Source organism: Mycobacterium sp. P4_H6 (assembly GCF_056400845.1).
In genome coordinates this window covers 1-23,384 of the sequence record NZ_JBFUKN010000033.1, presented here as the reverse complement: position 1 = coordinate 23,384, position 23,384 = coordinate 1, and the positions used below count along the sequence as shown (strand labels likewise).

The following is a 23,384-nucleotide window of genomic DNA, read 5'->3' as shown; positions in this document are numbered from 1 at the left end:
GCCCCATGGTGGCCCGATCCGCGGACGTCGTGGTGGATCTCGACGGCGTCCGGCACGACCCGTCCACACCGCTGGTGCGGGCCGTCGACCCGGTGCTCACCCGCGGTGACGGTGTCTTCGAGACCACGCTGTTGCGGGACGGCCGGCCATGCCTGCTGGACGCCCATCTGGCGCGGCTGGACCGCTCCGCCGCGATCGCCGGGCTGCCCCGCCCGGACCCGGCCCGCTGGCGTGCGGCGGTGGATGTCGCGGCGGCGCACTGGGGCGGTATTGCCGACGGCGTGCTGCGGCTGCTGTACGGGCGGGGGGCGTCGTTCGTGGCGGTGTCCGCGGTGCCCGCCCGCGCTGTTGCCGCCCGCCGGGACGGACTGGCCGCGGTCACGCTGAATCCCGGGCCGCGCGGTGCGCTGACGGGCGCGAAATCGCTGTCCTACGCCCTCAATGTCGCCGCCCTGCGGGAGGCGTCGCGCCGCGGCGCCGGTGACGCGATCTTCGTCGATGACGACGGGGCGGTGCTGGAAGGACCGCGCTCATCGGTGGTGATCGCGCAGAGCGAAATTCTGCTCAGCCCGCCGCCGAGCCTGCCGATCCTGGCGGGCACCACCGTCGGCGCGCTGTTCGCGATCGCGCCGCGCAGCGCCTACCGCGCGCTGACCGTCGCGGATCTCCTTGCTGCCCAAGGGGTTTGGCTGGTCTCCGCGGTGACGCTGGGTGCGCGGGTGCACACCCTCGACGGTGTGGCGTTGCGGCCGGCGCCGGCCGCGGGCGAGCTGGCCCGTCTGGTGGACCTCGCGATGTCGCGCTAAATCGGTTGTCGGGTCACGGTTCCGGGAGTACGGTCGCTCGTACACAGGAGAGGAGGTGGTCCGAGAAATTGAGTGACATACGGACAAGTGAGGTGGCTGCTAGCTAGCAGCACCAGGAGTGTGATGGGTCTCTTGGCTCTTTCGCACACGCGCATCGTGCATCCTGCGAGCGCTGGCGAATTCCAAGCAGCCACCCGGCCCCCGAGCCCTTGGTTGGTCCAACCAAGACGAACGGCTCGGGGGCTGCTCCATGTCTGGGGTCGGTCAGCGAGCTCGGTGCCCGTCGTGGCGTGGGTGTCAGCCGATGAAGCGGACCAGCCGAGCCGACAGATGCGGCACGAGGCCGCCGTCGGCGTCCACCCGCTCTTCGACATAGGCGAGGTCGCCGCCCTCAACGATGCCGTAGAGGCGCTTGGCGCCGCCCACCAGCACGCCGGACTTGCTGCGCGCCAGGGCGTCGGTGGCCAGCTCCCAGGATGCCTGGTTGAGCGGACTGCCGTAGAACAGTTCGACGTAGCCGGCGGAGTGGGCGAGCAGCAGCTCGATGGCCTGGGTCTCGTCGAGATCGGCGGGGTCGTTGACGAACCGCCAGTAGCCGGTCTCGCGGAGGTCGGGGGCCGCGAACTCGCCGTCGGCGTTCAGCCGCCAGGACCGCGAATCCCAGTTCAAATAGTCGCCGCCGTCATGGGAGACGATGATCTGCTGGCCGAACCGGTAGTCACCGTCGGCATCGCGGCCCTCGCCCTCACCGCGCCACACGCCGACGAGCGGCAGCAGGGCCAGCAGCGCGGGGTTGAGGTCCGCACCCGCGCGCAGATTCGCGGTGTCCGCGGCGATCGGCAGATCGTCGAAGGCCGGGATGTTGCGGGCCGCGGTGATCTTGGCCCGTTCAAGCGCAGAGGCCACCGCCCGGTCACCCGAGCCGGGAACCGCTGCGTCGCTGTCGGAGCTCACCCCTCGTCGGTGACGAGCCGATAGACGGCGTACAGCGCAAACCAGGTGATGACGACGACGGCCACCACGAGCAGGAATTCGAAGAACAGAACCACGGGATGATCCTAACCGCCAGAGGTCACCGCGCTCGAGTCGAGGCCCGAGCGCGGTGACCGGTGGAGTGACTACGCGACCTTGACGTCGATCTCGTGGATGCCGGCACCGGTCGGGGCGATGCTGGCATCGCCGTTGCCGGCGGGGGACAGCGCCCGCAGCGTCCAGTTGCCCGGGGCCGCGAAGAACCGGAAGTCACCGGTGGCCGACGCGACGACCTCGGCGGTGAACTCGTCGGAGCCGTCCAGCAGGCGCACGAACGCGCCGCCGACCGTCTGGCCCGAGCCGTCCACGACACGGCCGGTGATGACCGTTTCCTTCTCCAGGTCGACGCCGGCGGGCAACGTCAGTCCTTGCTTGGGTGCAGAGCACATATCAACTTCCCAACTCGATCGGGGCTCCCACCAGGGAACCGTATTCCGTCCAACTACCGTCGTAGTTCTTGACGTTCTTGTGACCCAGCAGCTCCTGCAGCACGAACCAGGTGTGCGACGAGCGCTCCCCGATGCGGCAGTAGGCGATGGTCAGCTTGTCGCCGTCCAGGCCGGCCTCGGCGTACAGCTTGGCCAGGTCCTCGTCGGACTTGAAGGTGCCGTCCTCGTTGGCCGCCTTGCTCCACGGCACGCTGATGGCGGTGGGGATGTGGCCGGCGCGCTGGCTCTGCTCCTGCGGCAGGTGCGCCGGGGCCAGGATCTTGCCGGAGAACTCGTCGGGGGAGCGGACATCGACCAGGTTCTTCTCACCGATCGCGGCGATGACCTCGTCGCGGAAGGCGCGGATGTCGTTATTGGGCGCCTTGGCCGAATATGACGTCGCGGCCCGCTCGGGCACCTCGGTGACCAGGGGGCGGCCGTCGAGCTCCCACTTCTTGCGTCCGCCGTCGAGCAGCTTGACGTCCTCGTGCCCGTAGAGCTTGAAGTACCAGTAGGCGTAGGCGGCGAACCAGTTGTTGTTGCCGCCGTAAAGGATCACGGTGTCGTCATTGGCGATGCCCTTGTCGGACAACAGCTTCGAGAACTGCTGCTGGTCGACGAAGTCGCGCTTCACCTGATCCTGCAGCTCGGTCTTCCAGTCCAGGCGCACCGCACCCTGGATGTGGCCGCCCTCGTAGGCGGACGTGTCCTCGTCGACCTCGACGAAGACCGTCTTCGGCGCGTCGAGATTGCTCTCGGCCCAGTCGGTGGAGACCAGGACGTCGGAGCGTGCCATGAAGTGGTTCCTTTCGGTTGTGTGGTGCGTGAAGGTCAGGCGGGAACGCGGCGGAACCGCGCGACGAGCGGGTAGATCTGGCAGCCCAGGCAGATGCCGAAGGCGGCGTTGAGAAATGCGGCGAACAGTGCGAAGCCGGTGGCGATGAGACCGACCAGCGGCGCGCCGAGCGCAAAACCGACGGTCCCGACGGCGCCGAAGACGAATCCGACCAGCTGGGCGAACTTCAGCGGAGCGACCGGTTCACGCTCGGTGACGGGGCTCAGCCGCGGTGCGACGAGCGCCGCGAACACCGCGCCGTAGGGATGCCGGCGCGGTCCCAGTGCGGCACCGACGGCGAAGACGATCGTCTGCAGACCCAGGATGACGGCGGCCGCGGGCACGCTGGCCGTCGAGACCAGCAGGGTGACGATCAGCACGGCGGTGGTGATCCAGGCGACGAAGCGGGGTCCGCGGACGTCGACCTGGTCCTGGGCAATGGCCCCGGTATTGGCTGACATGTGAATGCTCCTGTTGCTTGGCTGGGCTGGACTGGCAGGCCACGAAGGCGCCTGGGAAGCGGCGCACCAAGATGAGGGCGCGGCTATCAGCAGCTACGACAACAACAGCAACAACCCGCGGTGCGGCACAGATCAACTGCGCGGCGTTTGGTGAGCAGCAGCTCAAGACGGGCGGTCACGACGCACACAATACCCGTAGGCACCGGCATCAAGCCAATAGCGGTTCGAGCGCCGAGCGCAGGTCAGCGGCTTTCGGGACGCCGGTGGTCCGGTACCGCGGACGCCCGTCGCCGTCGAAGATGATGGTGGTCGGCAGCGACAGCACCGAAAGCCGCCGTGCGGCTTCGGGATTTTCGTCCATGTCGATCTCCACATGGGCCACTGCGGGCAGTTCGTCGCATACCTGGTCGACCACCCGGCGCACCGCCGCACAGGGTCCGCACCACGTCGCGCTGAAATGCAGGATGGTCGGACCGGTGCTGGACAGGCCGAGTCCGCTGGTGTCGATATCGGAGGCCTCGGCTGCGGCCCGGATCATCCCCGAGCGCAGCGTGATCAGCTTGCCCACCAGGTACCCGAGGCCGAGCACCGCGATGACGATCACGATGACGAGCGTCAGCGAAGTGTTCATGACTGTCTGAACTCGTCCAGGCGCACGGTTAGTCCCTCGGCGATGCCCTCGACGATGATGTCGGATCCGCGGGCGCCTGCCGTCGTGGGCGTCAGGCCGAACGGCAGCCGCTGGCCCGGAATGCGGTTACTGAAGGCCTTCAGCACCGCGGCGGTCTTGTCCTCGGGCACCGGCTCGTCGGCGGTGCCGGGGCCGGTCAGCACCCCGGTCGCGGTCATGACCAGCGTGCTGCCGTCGGCATCGCCGGTCGTCAGGTCCACCGCCACGCTCACCCGCTCGTGGAAGTCCGCGGCCGTCGGGGTTCCGGTGAAGATCAGTCCGTTGCCGCTGGAGATACCGGATTCGGTGGTGCCGCCGGTGGCGTCGTTGCTCTCCCGCTGCGGCGCCTCGACCAGCAGGTCCTTGATGCCCATGAACTTCCCGACGTGGGTCGAGTCGATGATGATCCGGCTCTCGGCGATGTCGACCGGCAGCTTGGCGTCCGGGCCGATCAGCCAGGTCGAGTCCGTGAGATCGATCGAGTGCAGCGTGGCCTCCAGCGACACCCTGCCGGTCACCGGGTGCTCGACRCCGTTGGCCCGGATCTCGATCTCGCGGTAGTGGTGCGCGCGTGCCTGGGTGATGAACGGGAACCCCAGGATGCTGGCCCACGGGTCGAAATGCAGCTGCGCGGCGGTGCGCACGCTGCGCGCCAACCGGTATTCGGCGTAGATGGCCGCACCGAAATCCGTTCCCACGCCGCCCAGAATCACCGCGAGAATGGTCGCGAGGACACCGGTCAGCAGCTTGCGCACCCGGTCATTCTGTCGCACCCACCGGGTCGCCGGACCGACACCCGCCGGTTCGGGTCTGCTAACCAGCAGGTAGCACGGTATTGTTATGCGATCGTCGGTCGTAACGGCCACGTGTCAACCATGAATCTGGAAGATGACCTCCGACACCGATGTCCCGGGGACGATCCAGGACTCGGGAGGACATTTTGGAACTTCTACTTCTGACCGTTGACCCGCACCCGGACACCGTGCTGCCTTCCCTGTCGCTGCTGGCGCACAACGTACGGACGGCACCGACCGAAGTGTCCTCCCTGCTCGAAGCCGGAACCGCGGATATAGCGATCGTCGATGCCCGCACCGACCTGGCCGCTGCGCGTGGCCTGTGCCGCCTGCTGGGCACCACCGGGACCTCGGTTCCCGTGGTGGCCGTGGTCAACGAAGGCGGGCTGGTCGCCGTCAACGTGGAATGGGGTCTCGACGAGATCCTGCTGCCCGGCACCGGGCCCGCCGAGATCGATGCCCGGCTGCGGCTGCTGATCGGTCGCCGCGGCGGGGTCGCCGACCAGGAGAGCGTCGGCAAGGTGACGCTCGGCGAGCTCGTCATCGACGAAGGCACCTACACCGCGCGGCTGCGTGGCCGCCCGCTTGACCTGACCTACAAGGAGTTCGAGCTCCTCAAGTACCTCGCGCAGCACGCCGGCCGGGTGTTCACCCGCGCCCAGCTGCTGCAGGAGGTCTGGGGATACGACTTCTTCGGCGGCACCCGCACCGTCGACGTGCACGTGCGACGTCTGCGCGCCAAACTCGGGCCCGAGTACGAATCGCTGATCGGCACCGTCCGCAACGTCGGCTACAAGGCCGTGCGGCCTGCGCGTGGGCGCACGCCGGCACCGGCCGTCGATGAGCTCGATGAGGACGACGAGTACGACGGTGAGCTCGACGGGGACCTCGGCGAATCCGACTTCGGTTCGACCGCAGGCTCGTTCGGCCCACTGCACAGCCAGTGATCGAATGGCGCACCGGGCTTTCCGCTGATGATCGGGCCCGGATCACCGACATCGTCACCGCGGCCACCGCGCTGGACGGGGTGGCACCGGTCGGCGATCAGGTGCTGCGTGAGCTGAGCCGCGACGACACCCGTCACCTGCTGGCCCTGGACGGGGACACGGTGGTCGGTTATCTGAACCTCGGTTCCGAGATGGCCGAGGCGGTGGTTCATCCCGACGCCCGCCGCCGCGGCATCGGGACCGAGTTGATCCGCACCGGACTCGCCGAGGGCGGCCCGCAGACCCGGATCTGGGCGCACGGAGATCTGGCGCCCGCCCGGGCATTGGCCTCCGCACTTGGGCTGCAGCCGGTACGGGAGTTACTCCAGATGCGGCGTTCGTTGTCGGACCTGCCGGAGATCGTGGGGCACCACGAGATCCGCACCTATGCCGGGCCGCAGGACGACGCCGAGTTGCTGCGCGTCAACAACGCGGCCTTCTCCTGGCATCCCGAGCAGGGCGGCTGGACCGGGGCCGACATCGATGAGCGGCGCGCCGAATCCTGGTTCGATCCCGCCGGACTGTTCCTGGCCTTCGAAGGGCCGACGTTGTTGGGCTTTCACTGGACGAAGGTCCACTCCCGGAGCCTCGGCGAGGTCTATGTCGTCGGCGTGGATCCGGACGCACAGGGCCGCGGTCTCGGCGCCGAATTGACTTTGCTGGGGCTGCATCATCTCGCCGGGCGGCTGGGGCCTGAGGCCGATGTCACATTGTATGTCGAGGGCAACAACACCGCCGCGGTGAAAACCTATCGGCGCCTGGGGTTTGTCGTCTACAGCGCCGATGTGGCGTACGCCGCGCCAGCTGTGAACTAGCTGTACCTGTTCACCTCCCGTTCATTCTGAGGCCGCTGACAGTCCACTGCCACCGCATACGTTGCCGGGGAGTCTGAAGCCGTCAACTGAAAGTGGGATTCGTGAAGCTCAATATCGGCCTGGCCCTGTCGGCGACCGCTGTCGCCGCGCTCACGCTGACCGCGTGCGGCAGCGACAACAACACCGGCAGCACCGCCACGAGCGGTTCGGCCTCCGGTACGTCCTCGGCCGCCGCGGACTGCGGCGGCAAGAACTCCATCACCGCCGAGGGTTCGACGGCCCAGCAGAACGCCATCGCCCTGTTCAACCAGGTGTGGGGTCAGAAGTGCCAGGGCAAGAACCTCTCCTACAACCCCACCGGCTCGGGTGCGGGCCGCGAGCAGTTCGTGGCGAAGAACGTCGATTTCGCCGGCTCCGACTCGGCCATCAAGGAAGAGCAGGCCGCCCAGGCCGCCGAGCGCTGCGGTGGCAACCCGGCGTGGAACCTGCCGCTGGTCTTCGGGCCCATCGCGATGGCCTACAACGTCGAGGGCGTCGACGGACTGGTGCTCAACGGTGACACTCTGGCCAAGATCTTCCAGGGCCAGATCGCCAAGTGGAACGACCCGGCCATCGCCGCACTGAACGAGGGCAAGACCCTGCCCGACACCGATATCACCCCGATCTTCCGCTCGGATTCCTCGGGCACCACCGACAACTTCCAGAAGTACCTGGAGGCCGCCTCGGCCGGCGCATGGACCAAGGGCGACGGCAGCGAGTTCCAGGGCGGCGCCGGCGAGGGCGCGCAGAAGTCCGCCGGTGTCGCGCAGGCCGTCCAGGCCACCCCGGGTGCCATCGGCTACGTGGAGAAGGGCTTCGCCGATCAGGCCGGCCTGTCCTACGCACAGATCAACACCGGTGCGGGCGCGGTCGAACTGACCGACGAGTCAGCAGGCAAGGCCATCGACGCCGCCAAGTTCGCCGCCGAGGGCAATGACCTGACGCTGGACCTGGCTTCGCTGTACGGCACCACCGAAGAAGGCGCCTACCCGCTGGTGCTGGCCACCTACGAGGTCGTCTGCTCGAACGGTTACGACGCCGAGACCGCCGCGGCCGTCAAGTCCTTCCTGACCGTCGCCGCCAATGACGGACAGGCCGGACTGTCCTCGGCCGGCTATGTGCCGCTGCCGGAGAAGTTCAAGGAGCGTCTGCTGACCTCCATCGAGGCCATCGGGCCGGCTGCCTAGTCCACTGGCGTAGCGGCTAATTCGAGGCGAGGATGGGTGCCTGACCGAATGACATTCAAAGGTATCGAGAAGGGTTCAGACGGTAGCTCCGTGACTATTCCGAATCCATCAGACTCGGGGTCGGGTGAGGCGCTCGCCGCACCCTTCCCCGAGCCCACCCCGATCTCGACGAACCCGTCGAAGAACTCGAAGGTGCGCCCCGGCGACCGCATCTTCAGCGGGCTCGCCACCGGATCGGGCGTCCTGGTCATCGCGATCATCGCCGCGATCGGCATCTTCCTGCTGTGGCGGGCGATCCCGGCGCTGACCCGCAACGAGCAGAACTTCTTCCTCTTCGGCGGCAACTGGATCACCACCGACACCTCGGCGATGTCCTTCGGCATCCTGGACCTGCTGCAGGTCACGGTGTTCGTCTCGGTCTTCGCCCTGGTCCTGGCGATGCCGGTGGCGTTGGGCATCGCGATCTATCTGACCAACTACGCGCACAAGCGGGTCAAGGGCCCGCTGGCCTATCTGGTCGACCTGTTGGCTGCGGTGCCGTCGATCATCTACGGCGTGTGGGGCCTGTACGTCCTCGCGCCGACGATCAAGYCGGTCGCGGTGTGGCTCAACGAGAACCTGAGCTGGCTGTTCCTGTTCTCCACCGGCAACGCGTCGGTGGCCGGCGGTGGCACCATCTTCACAGCAGGCATCGTGCTCGCGGTGATGATCCTGCCGATCATCACCGCCGTCACCCGCGAGGTGTTCGTCCAGACCCCGCGCGGCCAGATCGAGGCCGCGCTGGCGCTGGGCGCCACCCGCTGGGAGGTCGTGCGCACGACGGTGCTGCCGTTCGGCATGTCCGGCTACATCAGCGGCGCCATGCTCGGCCTCGGCCGTGCACTCGGTGAGACCATCGCCCTGCTGATCATTTTGCGCGGCACCCAGACCGCGTTCGGCTGGTCGCTGTTCGACGGCGGCTTCACCTTCGCCAGCAAGATCGCCTCGGCGGCTTCGGAATTCAACGATCAGTACAAGGCGGGCGCCTACATCGCCGCCGGCCTGGTGCTGTTCATCCTCACGTTCGTGGTGAACTCGCTGGCCCGTGCCGCGGTCTCCGGAAAGGACCGGTCCGCATCATGACCGCAACGCTGGATCAGCCGATCAAGGCCCCCACCTTCCAGGGCGTCAGCGGACGTCGCAAGTTCACCGACGGCCTCGCCACCGTCCTGGTCACCGCGTCCGTGGTGGTCGCGATCGTCCCGCTGGTGTGGGTGCTCTACACCGTGGTCTCCAAGGGCATCGGCGTGGTGCTGTCGAGCACCTGGTGGACGAACTCGCAGGCCGGGATGACGGCCTTTCAACCCGGTGGCGGTGCCTATCACGCCATCGTGGGCTCGCTGCTGCAGGCCCTGATCTGTGCCATCATCTCCATCCCGATCGGCATCTTCGTGGCCATCTACCTGGTGGAATACGGCGGTGGGACCCGACTCGGCAAGGTGACCACCTTCATGGTCGACATCCTCACCGGTGTGCCCTCGATCGTGGCGGCGCTGTTCATCTACGCGCTGTGGGTCGCGACGCTGGGCTTCCAGCGCTCCGGCCTGGCGGTGTCACTGGCCTTGGTGCTCTTGATGATTCCGGTCATCGTGCGCGCCACCGAGGAGATGCTGCGCATCGTGCCGATGGACCTGCGCGAGGCGAGCTATGCACTCGGCGTGCCGAAGTGGAAGACCATCTCGGCCATCGTGGTGCCGACCGCGCTGTCGGGCATCGTCACCGGCATCCTACTGTCGCTGGCGCGTGTCATGGGTGAGACCGCACCGCTGCTGATCCTGGTGGGCTACGCCCAGGCCATGAACTTCGACATGTTCAGCGGCTTCATGGGTTCGTTGCCCGGCATGATGTTCGACCAGACATCGGCGGGTGCAGGGGCCAACCCGGTTCCGACCGACCGACTGTGGGGCGCTGCGCTCACCCTGGTGGTCCTGATCGCGCTGCTCAATGTCGGTGCGCGATTCATTGCCAAGTTCTTTGCCCCGAAAAAGGTCTAGCAGGTTTAGGAGATAACCATGGCCAAGCGACTTGATCTCAAAGACGTCAACATCTACTACGGCGCGTTCCACGCCGTGCAGAACGTGTCCCTGTCGGTCGAACCGCGCAGCGTGACGGCGTTCATCGGCCCCTCGGGCTGCGGCAAGTCGACCGTGCTGCGCACCCTGAACCGCATGCACGAGGTCATCCCGGGCGCCTACGTCAAGGGCTCGGTGCTGCTCGACGGTGACGACATCTACGGTGCCGGCGTCGACCCGGTGGGCGTGCGCAAGACCATCGGCATGGTGTTCCAGCGGCCGAACCCGTTCCCCACCATGTCGATCCGCGACAATGTGGTGGCCGGGCTGAAGCTGCAGGGTGTCCGCAACAAGAAGACCCTCGATGAGACCACCGAACGGTCGCTCAAGGGTGCCAACCTGTGGAACGAGGTCAAGGACCGCCTCGACAAGCCCGGCGGCGGCCTCTCCGGCGGTCAGCAGCAGCGTCTGTGCATCGCCCGCGCGATCGCGGTGCAGCCCGATGTGCTGCTGATGGATGAGCCGTGTTCGGCGCTGGACCCGATCTCCACGCTGGCGATCGAGGATCTGATCTCGACGCTGAAGCAGGACTTCACCATCGTGATMGTCACGCACAACATGCAGCAGGCGGCCCGGGTCAGCGATCAGACGGCGTTCTTCAACCTCGAGGCCACCGGCAAGCCCGGCCAGCTCATCGAGATCGACGACACCGAGAAGATCTTCTCCAACCCCACCAAGAAGGCCACCGAGGATTACATCTCCGGCCGTTTCGGCTAGCCGCTAGGGGGTCAGCACCACCCGGGTGCCGGACGGCTCCGCGGTGGTCCAGGCGTCGGTGACCTCGGCCAGCGGGCGTGTGAGCGTGCGCAGTTCGATGGTGCCGGCGGCGACCATGTCGAACAGCCGTGGCAGGGCCTCGTTGCGCGTCCGCGCCAGCACCTCGGGCGGCACGCTGCCGATGCCGACCCCGGACATGGTGATGCCGGTACCGCGCAGGATCGCGGCCGGCAGCGTGATATCGGCTCCGGCCATCGATCCGATCTGGACGAACCGGGTGCGGTGATAGTGCGCGGCAGGATGGCTCGCGGCCAGTGCGGCAAGGGCTTTGGCGGCCGGATCGCCCCAGAGGTAGTCCAGTACCGCGTCGAACGGATGCTTGGCGTGCAGTGCACTGATCTGCTCGCTGACGTCTGCGTCGCCGAGGTTGATGGCCTCGTCGGCGCCCACCGTGCGCAGCCACTGCAATCGGCTCTCGTTCCGGCCGGTGACGATCACGCGCCCGGCGCCGAACACCGACTTGGCCAGCTGCACGGCCATCGATCCGGTCACTCCGGTGGCGCCCAGCACCAGCACATTCTGGCCCGGCTGCAAGGCGGCGGCGAATTCCAGTGCGGCCCAGGCGGATATCCCGGGATTGGGCACGGCGGCCGCGGTGACGGCATCCACCCCATCGGGTAGCTCGACCAATCCGTGGGCACTGATCAGGGTGCGCTCGGCCATCATGCCGTAGGGCGCCACCGCACCGGTGTAGACCCGGCGCCCGTCGTCGAGTCGGGCCACACCGTCCACGCCCGGGATCGCAGGAAGCGTGAGTTCGCCGCTGGCGTAGTGCTTTCCGCTGATGAGTGCCTTGGTCAGGTTGGTCAGTGCCGAGGCTTCGGCGGTGGCGGCGACGGTGCCGTCCCCGGCTTGCGGCTCGGCGAAGTCGGTGTAGGTGGGGGATTGGCCCCATTCGGTGACGACGGCGGCTTTCATGATGCGCTCCTCATAGTTTCCTAGAATATGGTTTCTATGGAAACAATGTACGGCCACGGCGAGCGGATGGCAATATGGTTTCCGTGAAAACCAAGTCCGGGCTGATCGACGCCATCAACACGTTGATCGGAGCGGTCGGCGACAAGTTCGACGCAGACGAGGACGGCGATCCGGAACGCGATTTCATGGTGCAGCGCTGCCCGGAACGGCTGGAGAAGGCCGTGCGTGGGCTACCGACACTGTCGATGCATCTGCTCGCCGCCATCGCGGACGGGCCGGTGGGCGTGGTCGGGCTGGCCGGCAAATCCGGTCAGCTCAAGGGAACGGTCTCCAAGCACGTGCAGCGCCTGGTCGAGGCCGGTCTGGTGGTGCGCACCCCGGTGCCCGGCAACCGAAAAGAGATCCAGCTGGAGCTCACCGCCGACGGCGCGCTGGTCAGCGCTGCGCACCGCGAACTGCACGACGAGATGAAACGCGGGATGTGCGAATTCCTGCAGCGCTACAGCAACGCCGATCTGCAGGTGCTGGAGACGGTGCTGCGCGACCTGCTGGCCGCCCGCAAGGAGGGCGTGCGGATCGTTGCCGGCGAGCGCTGAGCTCAGCGCGGCTCCTCGAACGTCGCGTCCTCCGGGAACGATCCGGTGGCGGTGAAGATCACCCGGCGGGCCACCTCGACGGCGTGGTCGGCGAAGCGCTCGTAGAAGCGGCTCAGCAACGTCACGTCGACGGCGGCGGTGACGCCGTGCTTCCAGTCCTTGTCCATCAGCACCGAGAACAGGTGACGGTGCAGGTCGTCCATCGCATCGTCTTCTTCGCGGATCCGGGCAGCCTTCTCCGGGTCGAGGGTGTCCAGCACCTCTTGCGCGCTGCGGCTCAATTCGACTGCCACGCGGCCCATTTCGGCGAAGTAACCGTTGACTTCCTCGGGCAGCGCGTGCTGGGGATGGCGGCGGCGGGCGATCTTGGCGACGTGCAGGGCCAGGGCGCCCATCCGGTCGATGTCGGCGACGATCTGGATCCCGCTGACGATGGCGCGCAGGTCTCCGGCAACCGGTCCCTGCAGGGCCAGCAGCATGAAAGCGGCTTCCTCGGCGCGCACGCTGATCTCGGTGATGCGGTCATGGTCGGTGATGACCTGTTCGGCGAGCGCCAGATCGGCCTGCAGCAGGGACTGGGTCGCGCGTTCCATTGCCACGCCCGCCAGGCCACACATCTCGCCGAGCTGAACGGTCAAGGAAGACAGCTGTTCTTGATACGCAGTACGCATGTAATTACCTTACGGTTGCCGGGCCCGAAGGTCACGATGTCACAGGTGAACGAACGGTGAATGCCCTTCGCGCGCGAGGGATCGAACTATTCGCAGGTGGTGTCCGCTGCGTTGGTGACCGTCAGATCCTCGGGTAGTTCGGTGGCCTGCTCACTGCTGGTACCGCGCACCATGTGCACCTGTACCGACGATCCGCTCGGAGAGGGCGGGCTCACCGAGCTGAAATCGGAGCCCAGTACCACCCGCACCACATCGCCCATCCCGGTCACCCGCTCGATGGTGGCGTTGTGGAACGACGACGCCACGGTGGCTGCGGCCTGCTCGTTACCGGGTGAGAAGAACACCGTCGTCGAGGTCAGCGGGCCGGGATAGTCGTCGGGGGTGTCGATGTTGAAGCCATGTTGTTGCAACACATCGGCGGCGCTGCTGGCCAGCCCGGATTCGCCGGTCGAGTTCGACACCCGCACCGTGACCGCGCCGGGTTCGGTGGCCACCGCATCGACCACCTCGCCGTCCGGGTCGGCGGGTGAGGTTGTGCCGCTGCCGGATTCGGGGGTCTCGGGCACCGGGGTGTTGTCGGCGTTGCGCTCCTCGGGCAGCGGATCGTCATCGATGATCGCCTCGAACAGGGCGGCCATGTCGTCGACGCGGGGCTGCTCGTTGCCGTAGTCGTCGGCGTAGCCGGTGGTGGGCACGGTGACGAAGGTGATCCGGCCGGCGTTCACGCCCTGGACGGACTGTCCCAGGTCCACGAGATCCTTGGTCCGGATGTTGTCGACGAAACTGTCCTCGATGAACATGTTGACGACGTTGTTGAGCTTGCTGAGGCTGAAGAACACCTCTCTGGAGATCAGCGAGCGCAGCAGCGAGGACAGGAACAGCTGCTGGCGCTTGATGCGGCCGTAATCACCGTTGACCTCGGTGGTGACCTGGCGGGCGCGCACGTAGTTCAGCGCGGTGTGGCCGTCGACCATCTGCCGGCCGGGGTTGGCCAGCACGGTGCCCAGCTCGTAGTCCTCCAGCGGGGTGGTGCTGCACACCTCCACGCCGCCCAGCGCGTCGACCATCTTGGCGAAGCCGGTGAAGTCGACGGCCATGAACCGGTTGACCGACAGGCCGGACAGTTTCTGGATGACCTTCACCAGGCACTTGGGCCCGCCGACGGCGTAGGCCGAGTTCAGCTTGGTCTCGGTCCAGGCCTCCTCCATGCCGTACATCGGCGATTCTTCGTCGGTGATCGGTCCGTAGACCCCGGTCTCCGGGTTCCAGGGCTCACACTTGATCGGCGTGATCGCCAGATCGCGCGGGAAGGACACGGCCACAACGCGTTTGCGGTCTGCCGGGATGTTGACCAGCATGATGGTGTCCGAGCGGGCGCCGGCGGCATCGTCGGTGGTGCCCGCTCCGACCTCACTGTTCTGGCCGATGCGCGTGTCGGTGCCCACGATCAGGAAGTTCTCGTCGCCGAACTGGGCGTTGGGGTCCACGATGTCGCGCGAATTGGGGTCCAGCGCGGAGACCTGGTTGAGGCTGTTGTTCTTCATCGACTGCCATTGCCAGGCGCCGCCGGTCAAAGCCAGCGCGCACACCGCGATGAGGGCGGCGGCCACCCGGCCGATGGTGCGGGCCCGGTGGTGCTGCACCGGTGCCGGGCGCACCGTGTGCAGGGGGCGCGGCGGACGGGCGGCAGCCAGGTCGGGCAGTTCCGCGGCGTACGCCGAGGGCACGTGCATGACCTCGGTGACGGGCTCGGCGGGGTCGCGGCGGGGCGCGCGTCCGGTGGGGGCCGGCTCGAAGATCGCGGCCTCGATCGGCTCGACCGGGTCGGTGATCTCGGCGGGGCTTTCCGGTGCCGGGGCGGGTTCGTCGACCGGGTCGGCGCGGTGCCGGCGGCCGCGTCCGCCGCTGGGCTGGTCGGCCGCCAGTTTGGCGATCAGGTCGGCGACGGTGACGCCGTCGGTGTGGTTACCCGCGGGTGGGTCGGACGGGGCCCCTTTGGCCGGGTCAGCAGCCTGCGCGCGTTCCCACGGCGTGGCGCCTGGTGCCGATCGCGGAGATCGGGTAAGCCATTGGTTGTCCTCCCCGGGCGCGCGGTCGGGCCGGTCAGGAGTGGCGTTATCGCCGTCACTCATGTCCTACCGGCCTTCGGCTCGTGGGGTCGTGCGCGCCGTTGCACACGTTCTCATCGGTGCTTAATCAAAAGCTGCTGCTCATTCTTTTAGCAGCACTGCACCCGGCTCCGCCACCGGAGCCCGGTCAGGTGGCCTTTCATCGTACTGAGACAACCTGAGAGTCCGACAGCGCGATGACGTGACGGAGCGGTCTCGGGATCATCTCGGACGAGGATCAGCCGCCGGAGTTCATCACGTCGGCGCCGACGGGCACCGTCAGATCATCGGGATCGTCGAGCCACCCCGCGGGCAGACTGACCGATCCGGGGGAGCCCTGACGTCCACGCGGGCCGCCGGCCACCTCCGGGAACGGGACGTCGCCGTCGAGTTCGCCGAGCAGCGCATCGAGCTCACGCAAGGTCTTGACCAGTGCCAACGCCCGGCGCAGGTCGGCGCCGGCGGGGAAGCCGTGCATGTACCAGGCGACGTGCTTACGGATGTCGCGCATGCCCTTGTCCTCACCGAAGTGAGCCGAGAGCAGCTCGCCGTGGCGGCGCACGATGTGGGCGACCTCGCCGAGCGTCGGAGGGGTCGCGATGGGGCGCCCGTTGAAGGCCGCCGACAGCTCGGCGAACAGCCACGGCCGGCCCAGGCAGCCGCGTCCGATGACGACTCCGTCACACCCGGTCTGCTCCATCATCGCCAGCGCATCGGTGGCGTCGAAGATATCGCCGTTGCCGAGCACCGGGATGGTGGTCACGTGCTGCTTGAGCGCCGCGATCTGACTCCAATCGGCGGTCCCCGAATACCGCTGCGCGGCGGTGCGGGCATGCAGCGCCACCGCCGCCGCACCCTCGGACTCGGCGATGCGGCCGGCGTCCAGATGGGTGTGGTGGGCGTCGTCGATCCCGATCCGAAACTTCACGGTGACCGGGATGTCGGTGCCTTCTGTCGCGGCGACTGCAGCCCTGACGATCTTGCCGAAAAGCTTGCGCTTGTACGGGATCGCGGACCCGCCGCCGCGCTTGGTCACCTTGGGCACCGGGCAGCCGAAGTTCATGTCGATGTGGTCGGCCATGTTCTCGTCGACGATCATCTTGGCCGCCGCGTAGGTGGTGTCCGGGTCCACGGTGTAGAGCTGCAGCGAACGCGGCGACTCGTCGGGTGCGAAGGTCGTCATGTGCATGGTCACCGGGTGGCGCTCGACGAGGGCACGCGCGGTCACCATCTCGCAGACGTACAGACCGCTGACGGTGCCGGCGCGGGCAACCTCGAGTTCACGGCACAGTGTGCGGAACGCGACATTTGTCACACCCGCCATAGGAGCCAGCACGACCGGACTGCGCAAAGCGAGCGGCCCGATCTGTAAGCCAGACCGGGCCGTGTCGCTGTGTGCTGGGGCTAGGAGGCTGCCGATGACGTCACCAAAAGGTTCTTCATGGCCTTCTTCTCGGCGACCTTGCGCTCGCGCTCCAGGCGACGCTCCTTGGCCACTTCGAACTTCACGCAGGTGTCCTGGAGCTCCTTGACGAGCTCGCCGAGATCGTCCCGCAGTCGGGCGCCCTCGCCGGTGAAATCCTCACGTTCGAAGATGCGCCACTTCTTGAGCACCGGCATCACGACGTCCTCGAGGTGGATCCGCGGGTCGTACACGCCGCCGACGGCGATGGTGACGGCCTTGCGACGGAACTCGGGCACCGTGTATCCGGGCATCTTGAAGTTGCGCAGCACGCGGTGCAGCGACTTCATCGCCTGGTTGGGCACCATGTCCAGACCGGCGGCGCTGACGTCGCGGTAGAAGATCATGTGCAGGTTCTCATCGGCGGAGATCCGGCCCAGCAGCTGGTCGGCGATGGTCTCTTCGCAGGCCTTGCCGGTGTTGCGGTGTGAGACGCGGGTCGCGAGCTCCTGGAACGTCACGTAGATGACGGAGTCGAACAGGGTGGACGCGAACAGGTCGCCCTGCTGATTCTGGCCGGGGGAGAAGCCACGGGTGACCTGCTCGACGCGCAACTCTTCGAGTTCGACGGGATCGATGGCGCGGGTGACCAGCAGGTAGTCGCGCAGTGCGATCCCGTGCCGGTTCTCCTCGGCGGTCCAACGATTTACCCACCAGCCCCATGGGCCGTCCATGGTGAAGTTCATCGCGATCTCGCGGTGGTACGAGGGCAGGTTGTCCTCGGTCAGCAGGTTCTGCACCATCGCGGTCTGGGCGACCTCGGAGAGTTTGGACTGCTCGGGATGCCAGTCCTGCCCGCCGAGGGCGTAGAAGTTCTTGCCGTCCGACCACGGGATGTAGTCGTGCGGGTTCCAGTCCTTGCGCATGGCGAGGTGCCGGTTGATGTTCTTCTCGACGACAGGTTCGAGCTCGCGCAGCAATTGCACGTCGGGTAGGTCTTGCGACACGTTCACTCCCAGTTATCTGTACCTGTTGGTAGCACTCAATATATCTGTGCCCCCCAGTGACATCAAGTTACGCTGCCTGTGCGTCTGATAACGGTTCCAAATCGATCTGATAGCCGCTGCGCCGGCAAACCTCAGCGAACGGTGGCGCGGCTCAGCAACATGTCGGTGCAGTAGTCGACGAACTGCTCGCGGGTGGCGGTCAGCCGGCCGTTGAGATAGGCGGTGAACAACGCCGTCAGGGCGCCGACGAGACCGGTCGCGACCATTGCCTGCAACGCCGGGTCGGTGATTTCGGTGAGTTTGTGCTGCAGAAGGGCGATGAAGTTGGGCATCCACTCCGCGCCGGATTTGGTGAGCACCGGTTCCCGCTCGGGCGCCAGCAGCAGCACCCGGCCGCGGCTCGGGTCGTCGACCATCAGCGCCACGAACGCCTCGACGGCGTCGCGCGGTGTCTGCGAGGACAGCAGGGCCTTCATTGCGGTGCCGCACACGTCGTCGTAGACGGCGCGCACGAATTCGTCGCGGTCGGTGAAGCTCTCGTAGAAATACCGCTCGGTCAGGCTCGCTTCGCGGCACACCGCGCGCACCGTCAGCGCCGGGCCGGCCGCCCCGCCGAGCAGGGTCACCCCGGCGGCGATGAGTTCACCGCGCCGCAGTGTCTGGCGATCCTGCAGGGGAACGCCGGACCATCGACCACGTCGTTGACCGGACGGCACATCACTCCTAAGCTGCGTAGTGACAACGAGTGTAGTCAGAATCGTTTCTGACTGGGACGGAAGTTGGCCAGTGACTCAAGATACGTCCGAGACGTGCCCGGTGACCAGCGCATCCGCCGAGGCCACCGCCGAGGTGGCGGCAGGCTGCCCGGTGAGCACCGGCGGGTACGACGCCCCCGCGATGCCGCTCGGGCCGGACTCGCTGACCTGGAGATACTTCGGCCAATGGACGGGCCTGTTCCAGGGCACCTGGGCCGGGTCGATGCAGAACATGCATCCCCAGCTCGGCGCGGCGGTCGAAGAGCACTCGATCTTCTTCCTCGAGCGCATCCCGCGGCTGCTGCGCTCGATCTATCCGATCGGCGGCGTGGTCTTCGACGGTGAGCGCGCACCCAAGACCGGAGCCGAGGTCCGCGACTATCACCTCGGTATCAAGGGCGTGGACAAGCAGGGACGCCGCTACAGCGCGCTCAATCCCGACGTCTTCTACTGGGCGCACGCCACGTTCTTCAAGTCCACCCTGCTGGCCGCCGAGAAGTTCGGCGGCGGGATCTCGCTGGCCGACAAGCGCCAGCTGTTCGACGAGCACGTCGCCTGGTACCGGATGTACGGGATGAGCATGCGGCCGGTGCCGAACTCCTGGGAGGAGTTCGAGCAGTACTGGGATCACATGTGCAGCAACGTGTTGGAGAACAACTACGCCGCGCGCGAGGTCATGGATCTGTCGACCATGCCCAAACATCCCTCACTGCAGTGGATCCCGGACCCGCTGTGGGCGCTGAACCTCAAGGTCATGCAGCGTTTCCTGACGTTCATGACGGTGGCCCTCTACGACCAGCCGGTGCGTGACCTGATGGGCTACCGGTGGACGCCGCGCCAGCAGCGGCTGCACGACAGGCTCTGCAGCGTCATCACCTTCGCGGGCAAGGTGCTGCCCAAACGCTCGCTGATGCACCCGCGCAAGCGCTCCGCGGTGGACCGGGCGTCGGGCCGCCTGCCCGCAGACTCCCCGCTGGTGCAGACCCCGGCGCGCAACCTGCCGCCCGTCGAGTACCGCGGCCAGCCGCAGTTCTACTGCCCCGAGGTCGGCTGACCCTCACCGTCTACCGTTAGCCCCATGCAGGGGCCCGAAATACTCGGCGGCCGCTACGAACTGCGTGGTCTGCTCGGCCGCGGGGGCATGGCGGAGGTCCACGACGGCTGGGACACCAGACTCGGCCGCGCCGTCGCGATCAAGCTGATGTACCCGGCACTGGCCGCGCAACCCGAGAACCGCCGGCGTTTCGAGGTCGAGGCCCGGGCCGCGGCACGCCTGAGCCACCCGCACATCGTCGCGGTGCACGACAGCGGCGAACACGACGGCACCCCCTACATCGTGATGGAGCGCCTCAGCGGGCGCACCGTCGCGGACACCATCGCGCAGGGGCCGATGCCCTTGCCGCAGATCCGCTCACTGCTCGATGACGTGCTCTCCGCGCTGGCGACGGCGCACGCCGCGGGCATCCTGCACCGCGACATCAAGCCCGCCAACATCCTGCTGACCGACACCGGCGTGCCCAAGGTCGCCGACTTCGGCATCGCGAAGAGCCCCGAGTCCGACCACACCATGACCGGCCTGGTGATCGGCACGCTCGGCTATCTCAGCCCGGAGCGGATCGCCGGCCGTCCCGCGACGATCGCCGACGATCTGTACGCGGTCGGGGTGCTGGCCTTCGAAGCGCTCGTGGGACGTGTCCCGGCGCCGCATGAGGACGTGGCCGTGCTGCGCCCGGACGCCGGCCCGGCGCTCGCCTCGGTCGTGCAGCGCGCCATCGCGCCCGACCCGCGGGCCCGGTTCGCCGATGCCGAGCAGATGCGGGCCGCGCTGAGCGCGGTGCGACCGCAGACGCTGTTCCTGGATGCCCCGCTGCCCGATCCCGCCACGGCCTACGTGCCGGCGCCCACGCCGCGCAGTCGCCGCCGCACGCTGATCGGTATTGCCGGGGCCGTGCTGGCGGTCCTGGTGCTCGTCATCGCCTTCGTGGTGGACACCGCGTCCCGCTCCGGCACGCCCACGCCGGTGACGACCACGACCACCACGACGCCGACCCCGACCACCACGACCTCGGCGCCGCCGCCGACCACGACCGCCACGGTCGAACAGCAACAGCCCGGACCGACGCGGGGCCGCGGCAACGGTGAGAACAAGAAGGGCGAGAACGGCAAGGCGCCGAAGCCCAAGGGTGATGACCGATGAGACAGGCGTGGTGCCCCCACCAGGGCTCGAACCTGGGACCTGCGGATTAAAAGCCGCTAGGTGAACTGCCGAAGCGCACCCGGAAATGCGTCCCTGACCATCCGAGAGGCCCGGGAAATAACAGGTCAGCGTAGCTTTCCTGTTGACATTTGGGCCATTCCAGCAGCTGCTGCAAAGTTACCGCTGGCAGCCGCGCTGCTGCCGCGCCGCTGTCATCCTGCTGTCACGTGGCATCGGAGACCAGGAAGGTAGACGTGCCGTCGGCGATTCGCACGATGTCGCCCGCCAGCATGTAGGTCCAGACGACACACGTCTCCGCTTCGGCCTGCGTGACATCGTCGTGTACACCTTTGCTCGCGAGGCCGTCTAGCGCGTTGAGGCGGCTGTACAGGTCAGTGACGACCTGCACAACAGTCTGCTTGTGACGCTTAGCCCCAACGTTCTGCCGCACGTATTCGGTGAGTCGGTTCTTGTACCTGTCGTCGGACATCCTGCGCATTGCACCGTCTACGCCTTCCACATCTTCGCCCGTAGCTGGGTACAAAGCATCGGCCAGATCTTTGATCACGCGGCGGCACGACGTGAGGGCATACGCATAGTCCTCGCTCGATCCTGAGCTCAAGCGATCCTGAGCGGCGACGAATTTCTCAAGCGCATCCGGAGCGAATCTTCGTAGAGACTCATTGATGTAAGCCTGCGCTCGTTGAAAAATGTCACTGTTGGGCTTGCCTGCAACCACGTCCATCTCGACTGACACGAGATAGTCGTAGACGTCCTGGCGCACTTTGCTCATCACCTGATATTTGTCTTGCAAGGCGACGAGAACGTCATGTTGCGTGCTCGGCTCTCCCGGCGACTTTGCATCTTCGTATGCTCGCTCCAACAGATCCAAATTGTCCTCTAGTTGGGACACCGTGCTACTCACTATTGTTGAGCCGTCGACACCTTCCTGGCCAATTCGTCTCGTACGCAGATAGTTTCGAAACTGCCGCTCGACCTCCTGCAGCGACTCCTCGGCCCCAACCAATGTTGCCAGCTTCTGACACGCCATGTAGTAGGCCGGAATGTCGGGATCATTCCCACTGTTCACCATTTCAGCTACGAACTCTGTTGTTTGCAGGATGAGTCCGACTTGCTTTGCGTAGTCACCCCTCAACATCGCAATACGCTGCGCTTTACGCACCAGCGCCGAAACCGTGGTTCCCGATGAATCGAACGCCGCAAGCGCTTCGTCCACCAGGCGCTGAATCTGCAATGCAAGAGGACCCTCCGTCATCCCGCCAGTATCACTGAGGGCACCGACATCGCTCGCCCACCGCGCGGGAAACCCGTCCAAACGTCAGCCGATGAGCAACCTTGAGATACCCGACGAACTCGTCATTGAAGCTACTCATCAATGTTACCGAGCAGCGCGAGAAATGATGGCGAGATCGGAACTAGGGCATTGTTTCCGGTGTCTAGCGCCGAAGCCGTTCGACCACGTCGTGGATTGGGGCGTTCTTAGTTGGGAGGATGCCCCCGGCGGCACGATATTTCTAGCTGTCTGTCCTGACTGTGATCGGGCCGTGGAGAATTGGCTCTGTGGCGAGGTTGACGCGATGTTGGGAGAACCTCGATAACCCCCCCCGGCTCCTGCCTACGGACAGATAGCACTTGGCCGCCCTGGGTGGAGGATTAGCACCCAGGGCGGCCAAGTTGGCGCGCGGCGACTACAGGCCGGGAGTCGCGCGCAGCCGGTCTATCGGCGAGACACCCCTACCTGATTGGGACAGCCCGGTGTTTGTCCGCAATACCGACCACCTTCCGACGGTGGCAGTCCGCGAACGGCTGCCGGTTCCAGACCCTCGCCCCAGCTGAATTCGGTGGAGCCGGTGTTGCCGGTGTCCAGAAACTCCAGATTGCGGTCCAGCTGCCCGCCGTCGCCAAGTCCGGTGCCGCCAGTTCCTGTTCTGCTCATTGGCCGCGACCTACTTCGGAATGTTCGGAACGTCGTAGCTGCCGCTAGGTTTGATCTGCACCACGCACGCCTGGCCGCGACGGCGAACGCCCACACCGAAAGCTCGGGTGAAAAATGCATCGTGCAAGGGGTATTCGTTCGATCCCCCAACAGTTCTGAACCCACGATATTGCGGCTGCACGTGCTCTCGAAAGCCGATGGCGTTGTCTTTGTGGTTCGGGCCGTAGGTAGCCACCACCGCGAAGTAGTTCTCTGGGATGAAGTCCGACTGGACGACGAGAGTGGGGCCGTAGCTTCCTTCGACTCGCAAGCCGTTATAGGTTGCCGGTGCGATCTGGCCGATGACGTTGTCTGGCTGGAGGTAGGCCGGTGAGCCGGCGGACGGGATGTAATCATGCTTGGCGACAACGCCTGTGGCGTTCTCGTCGCCTGCCTTCCACTGGCTGACAACCTCAGCCTGTGCGGGGTTCATCAGGGCCAGAAGGCGAGACCCGGCGTCCATGCCATACCCGTGTTCGGTGACCCTTCGGACAGCTGTCTCAAAGTCTCCCGAGTCGACCACCGCAGCTTCACTGACCAGGAAGTGTTGGTGCTGTGCCGAAAATTCTCGGCCGAGATACGCCGGAGGTACCTGAGCGTCACCGTTGTATGCGCCGAAAACTGCGTGACCCCATTCATTTTCGCCTTGAGTGGGATCGAAGAGGCGCTGAAGAATGGTGCCGGTAGTCAACCGATTGTCGGCTTCCAGTGCGTAGTTGGCGATGGCGCGGACCTGTTCGGCGGTGCTGTCTCTCAGAAAGAATCGGGTCCAACGCGAAGCTTTGTCGTAGTC

The 23,384-nt window shown here is 66.4% G+C and carries 25 protein-coding genes; 10 read left to right on the top strand and 15 right to left on the bottom strand.

Going from position 1 to position 23,384, the window contains the following annotated elements; all coding sequences use genetic code 11:
• The first annotated feature begins 8 nt into the window (after positions 1-8).
• Positions 9-806: an aminodeoxychorismate lyase gene (locus AC1DTF_RS15670; RefSeq protein ID WP_477474753.1), complete on the top strand. Its 798-nt coding sequence runs from the start codon at positions 9-11 to the stop codon at positions 804-806.
• 297 nt (positions 807-1,103) lie between these two features.
• On the opposite strand, the gene AC1DTF_RS15665 is transcribed toward AC1DTF_RS15670, so the two are convergent.
• From AC1DTF_RS15665 to lmeA, 7 genes are all read right to left on the bottom strand, one after another.
• A complete protein-coding gene (locus tag AC1DTF_RS15665; protein ID WP_057167908.1) occupies positions 1,104-1,760 on the bottom strand; it encodes a heme-binding beta-barrel domain-containing protein in 657 nt (218 codons plus the stop codon).
• A 164-nt stretch (positions 1,761-1,924) separates the two neighbouring features.
• Positions 1,925-2,227, bottom strand: coding sequence for a DUF1416 domain-containing protein (locus AC1DTF_RS15660; RefSeq protein WP_057167909.1), 303 nt, complete (start codon positions 2,225-2,227; stop codon positions 1,925-1,927).
• 1 nt (position 2,228) lies between these two features.
• Positions 2,229-3,062 (bottom strand): sulfurtransferase, encoded by an 834-nt coding sequence (locus AC1DTF_RS15655; RefSeq protein ID WP_057167910.1) that lies wholly within the window; start codon positions 3,060-3,062, stop codon positions 2,229-2,231.
• A 35-nt stretch (positions 3,063-3,097) separates the two neighbouring features.
• The gene (locus tag AC1DTF_RS15650; protein WP_057167911.1) at positions 3,098-3,562 is read right to left on the bottom strand and encodes a DUF4395 domain-containing protein; all 465 of its coding nucleotides are present in this window, start codon (positions 3,560-3,562) and stop codon (positions 3,098-3,100) included.
• Positions 3,563-3,648: 86 nt separating this feature from the next.
• The gene (locus AC1DTF_RS15645; protein ID WP_370517663.1) at positions 3,649-3,771 is read right to left on the bottom strand and encodes an Ms5788A family Cys-rich leader peptide; all 123 of its coding nucleotides are present in this window, start codon (positions 3,769-3,771) and stop codon (positions 3,649-3,651) included.
• Positions 3,771-4,193: a thioredoxin family protein gene (locus tag AC1DTF_RS15640; protein ID WP_477474725.1), complete on the bottom strand. Its 423-nt coding sequence runs from the start codon at positions 4,191-4,193 to the stop codon at positions 3,771-3,773. The genes AC1DTF_RS15645 and AC1DTF_RS15640 overlap by 1 nt, the downstream gene beginning before the upstream one ends.
• On the bottom strand, positions 4,190-4,987 hold the full coding sequence (gene lmeA, locus AC1DTF_RS15635) for a mannan chain length control protein LmeA (RefSeq protein ID WP_477474724.1): 798 nt from the start codon (positions 4,985-4,987) through the stop codon (positions 4,190-4,192). The genes AC1DTF_RS15640 and lmeA overlap by 4 nt, the downstream gene beginning before the upstream one ends.
• Positions 4,988-5,169: 182 nt before the next feature.
• On the opposite strand from lmeA, the gene AC1DTF_RS15630 reads away from it, so the two are divergent.
• The 6 genes from AC1DTF_RS15630 (at position 5,170) to pstB (ending at position 10,881) form a co-directional block, all read left to right on the top strand.
• Positions 5,170-5,973 (top strand): winged helix-turn-helix transcriptional regulator, encoded by an 804-nt coding sequence (locus tag AC1DTF_RS15630; protein ID WP_162264234.1) that lies wholly within the window; start codon positions 5,170-5,172, stop codon positions 5,971-5,973.
• Complete coding sequence (gene mshD / locus AC1DTF_RS15625) at positions 5,970-6,827, top strand: mycothiol synthase (protein WP_082614206.1); 858 nt, start codon at positions 5,970-5,972, stop codon at positions 6,825-6,827. The genes AC1DTF_RS15630 and mshD overlap by 4 nt, the downstream gene beginning before the upstream one ends.
• A 92-nt stretch (positions 6,828-6,919) precedes the next feature.
• Positions 6,920-8,053 carry a phosphate ABC transporter substrate-binding protein PstS gene (gene pstS / locus AC1DTF_RS15620; RefSeq protein ID WP_162264233.1) on the top strand — a complete coding sequence of 378 codons (1,134 nt, stop codon included), beginning with the start codon at positions 6,920-6,922 and terminating at the stop codon, positions 8,051-8,053.
• A gap of 48 nt (positions 8,054-8,101) precedes the next feature.
• Positions 8,102-9,175, top strand: coding sequence for a phosphate ABC transporter permease subunit PstC (pstC, locus tag AC1DTF_RS15615; RefSeq protein WP_477474723.1), 1,074 nt, complete (start codon positions 8,102-8,104; stop codon positions 9,173-9,175).
• A complete protein-coding gene (gene pstA / locus AC1DTF_RS15610; protein ID WP_477474722.1) occupies positions 9,172-10,086 on the top strand; it encodes a phosphate ABC transporter permease PstA in 915 nt (304 codons plus the stop codon). Before pstC ends, pstA begins: the two co-directional genes overlap by 4 nt.
• Before the next feature lie 18 nt (positions 10,087-10,104).
• Positions 10,105-10,881, top strand: coding sequence for a phosphate ABC transporter ATP-binding protein PstB (gene pstB / locus AC1DTF_RS15605; RefSeq protein WP_057167917.1), 777 nt, complete (start codon positions 10,105-10,107; stop codon positions 10,879-10,881).
• Between the two features lie 3 nt (positions 10,882-10,884).
• On the opposite strand, the gene AC1DTF_RS15600 is transcribed toward pstB, so the two are convergent.
• Positions 10,885-11,859, bottom strand: a complete 975-nt coding sequence (locus tag AC1DTF_RS15600; RefSeq protein ID WP_477474721.1) for a quinone oxidoreductase family protein — start codon at positions 11,857-11,859, stop codon at positions 10,885-10,887.
• Between the two features lie 83 nt (positions 11,860-11,942).
• Here AC1DTF_RS15600 and AC1DTF_RS15595 point away from each other — a divergent pair, with 83 nt between their 5' ends.
• Positions 11,943-12,455, top strand: coding sequence for a MarR family winged helix-turn-helix transcriptional regulator (locus tag AC1DTF_RS15595; RefSeq protein ID WP_477474720.1), 513 nt, complete (start codon positions 11,943-11,945; stop codon positions 12,453-12,455).
• Between the two features lie 2 nt (positions 12,456-12,457).
• Here the strand turns inward: AC1DTF_RS15595 and phoU are convergent, their stop codons facing one another.
• The 5 genes from phoU to AC1DTF_RS15570 form a co-directional block, all read right to left on the bottom strand.
• Positions 12,458-13,126 carry a phosphate signaling complex protein PhoU gene (gene phoU, locus AC1DTF_RS15590; protein WP_477474719.1) on the bottom strand — a complete coding sequence of 223 codons (669 nt, stop codon included), beginning with the start codon at positions 13,124-13,126 and terminating at the stop codon, positions 12,458-12,460.
• An 86-nt stretch (positions 13,127-13,212) separates the two neighbouring features.
• A complete protein-coding gene (locus AC1DTF_RS15585; RefSeq protein ID WP_477474718.1) occupies positions 13,213-15,258 on the bottom strand; it encodes an LCP family protein in 2,046 nt (681 codons plus the stop codon).
• A gap of 214 nt (positions 15,259-15,472) precedes the next feature.
• Positions 15,473-16,654, bottom strand: coding sequence for a tRNA dihydrouridine synthase DusB (gene dusB, locus AC1DTF_RS15580; protein WP_268766305.1), 1,182 nt, complete (start codon positions 16,652-16,654; stop codon positions 15,473-15,475).
• Entirely contained in the window at positions 16,639-17,643 is a 1,005-nt protein-coding gene (locus tag AC1DTF_RS15575; protein WP_057167954.1) for an acyl-ACP desaturase, read from the bottom strand. Before AC1DTF_RS15575 ends, dusB begins: the two co-directional genes overlap by 16 nt.
• 131 nt (positions 17,644-17,774) lie before the next feature.
• On the bottom strand, positions 17,775-18,359 hold the full coding sequence (locus AC1DTF_RS15570; protein ID WP_477474717.1) for a TetR/AcrR family transcriptional regulator: 585 nt from the start codon (positions 18,357-18,359) through the stop codon (positions 17,775-17,777).
• A gap of 70 nt (positions 18,360-18,429) precedes the next feature.
• Between AC1DTF_RS15570 and AC1DTF_RS15565 the strand changes: the two genes are divergently transcribed.
• Both AC1DTF_RS15565 and AC1DTF_RS15560 read left to right on the top strand, forming a co-directional pair.
• A complete protein-coding gene (locus AC1DTF_RS15565) occupies positions 18,430-19,452 on the top strand; it encodes an oxygenase MpaB family protein (RefSeq protein ID WP_477474716.1) in 1,023 nt (340 codons plus the stop codon).
• A gap of 24 nt (positions 19,453-19,476) precedes the next feature.
• A complete protein-coding gene (locus tag AC1DTF_RS15560; RefSeq protein WP_477474715.1) occupies positions 19,477-20,595 on the top strand; it encodes a serine/threonine-protein kinase in 1,119 nt (372 codons plus the stop codon).
• A 223-nt stretch (positions 20,596-20,818) separates the two neighbouring features.
• Here AC1DTF_RS15560 and AC1DTF_RS15555 read toward each other — a convergent pair whose 3' ends face one another.
• A complete protein-coding gene (locus AC1DTF_RS15555) occupies positions 20,819-21,871 on the bottom strand; it encodes a hypothetical protein (protein ID WP_477474714.1) in 1,053 nt (350 codons plus the stop codon).
• 691 nt (positions 21,872-22,562) lie between these two features.
• Positions 22,563-23,384 (bottom strand): hypothetical protein (locus AC1DTF_RS15550; protein WP_477474713.1); only part of this gene is annotated, 822 nt, incomplete at its 5' end.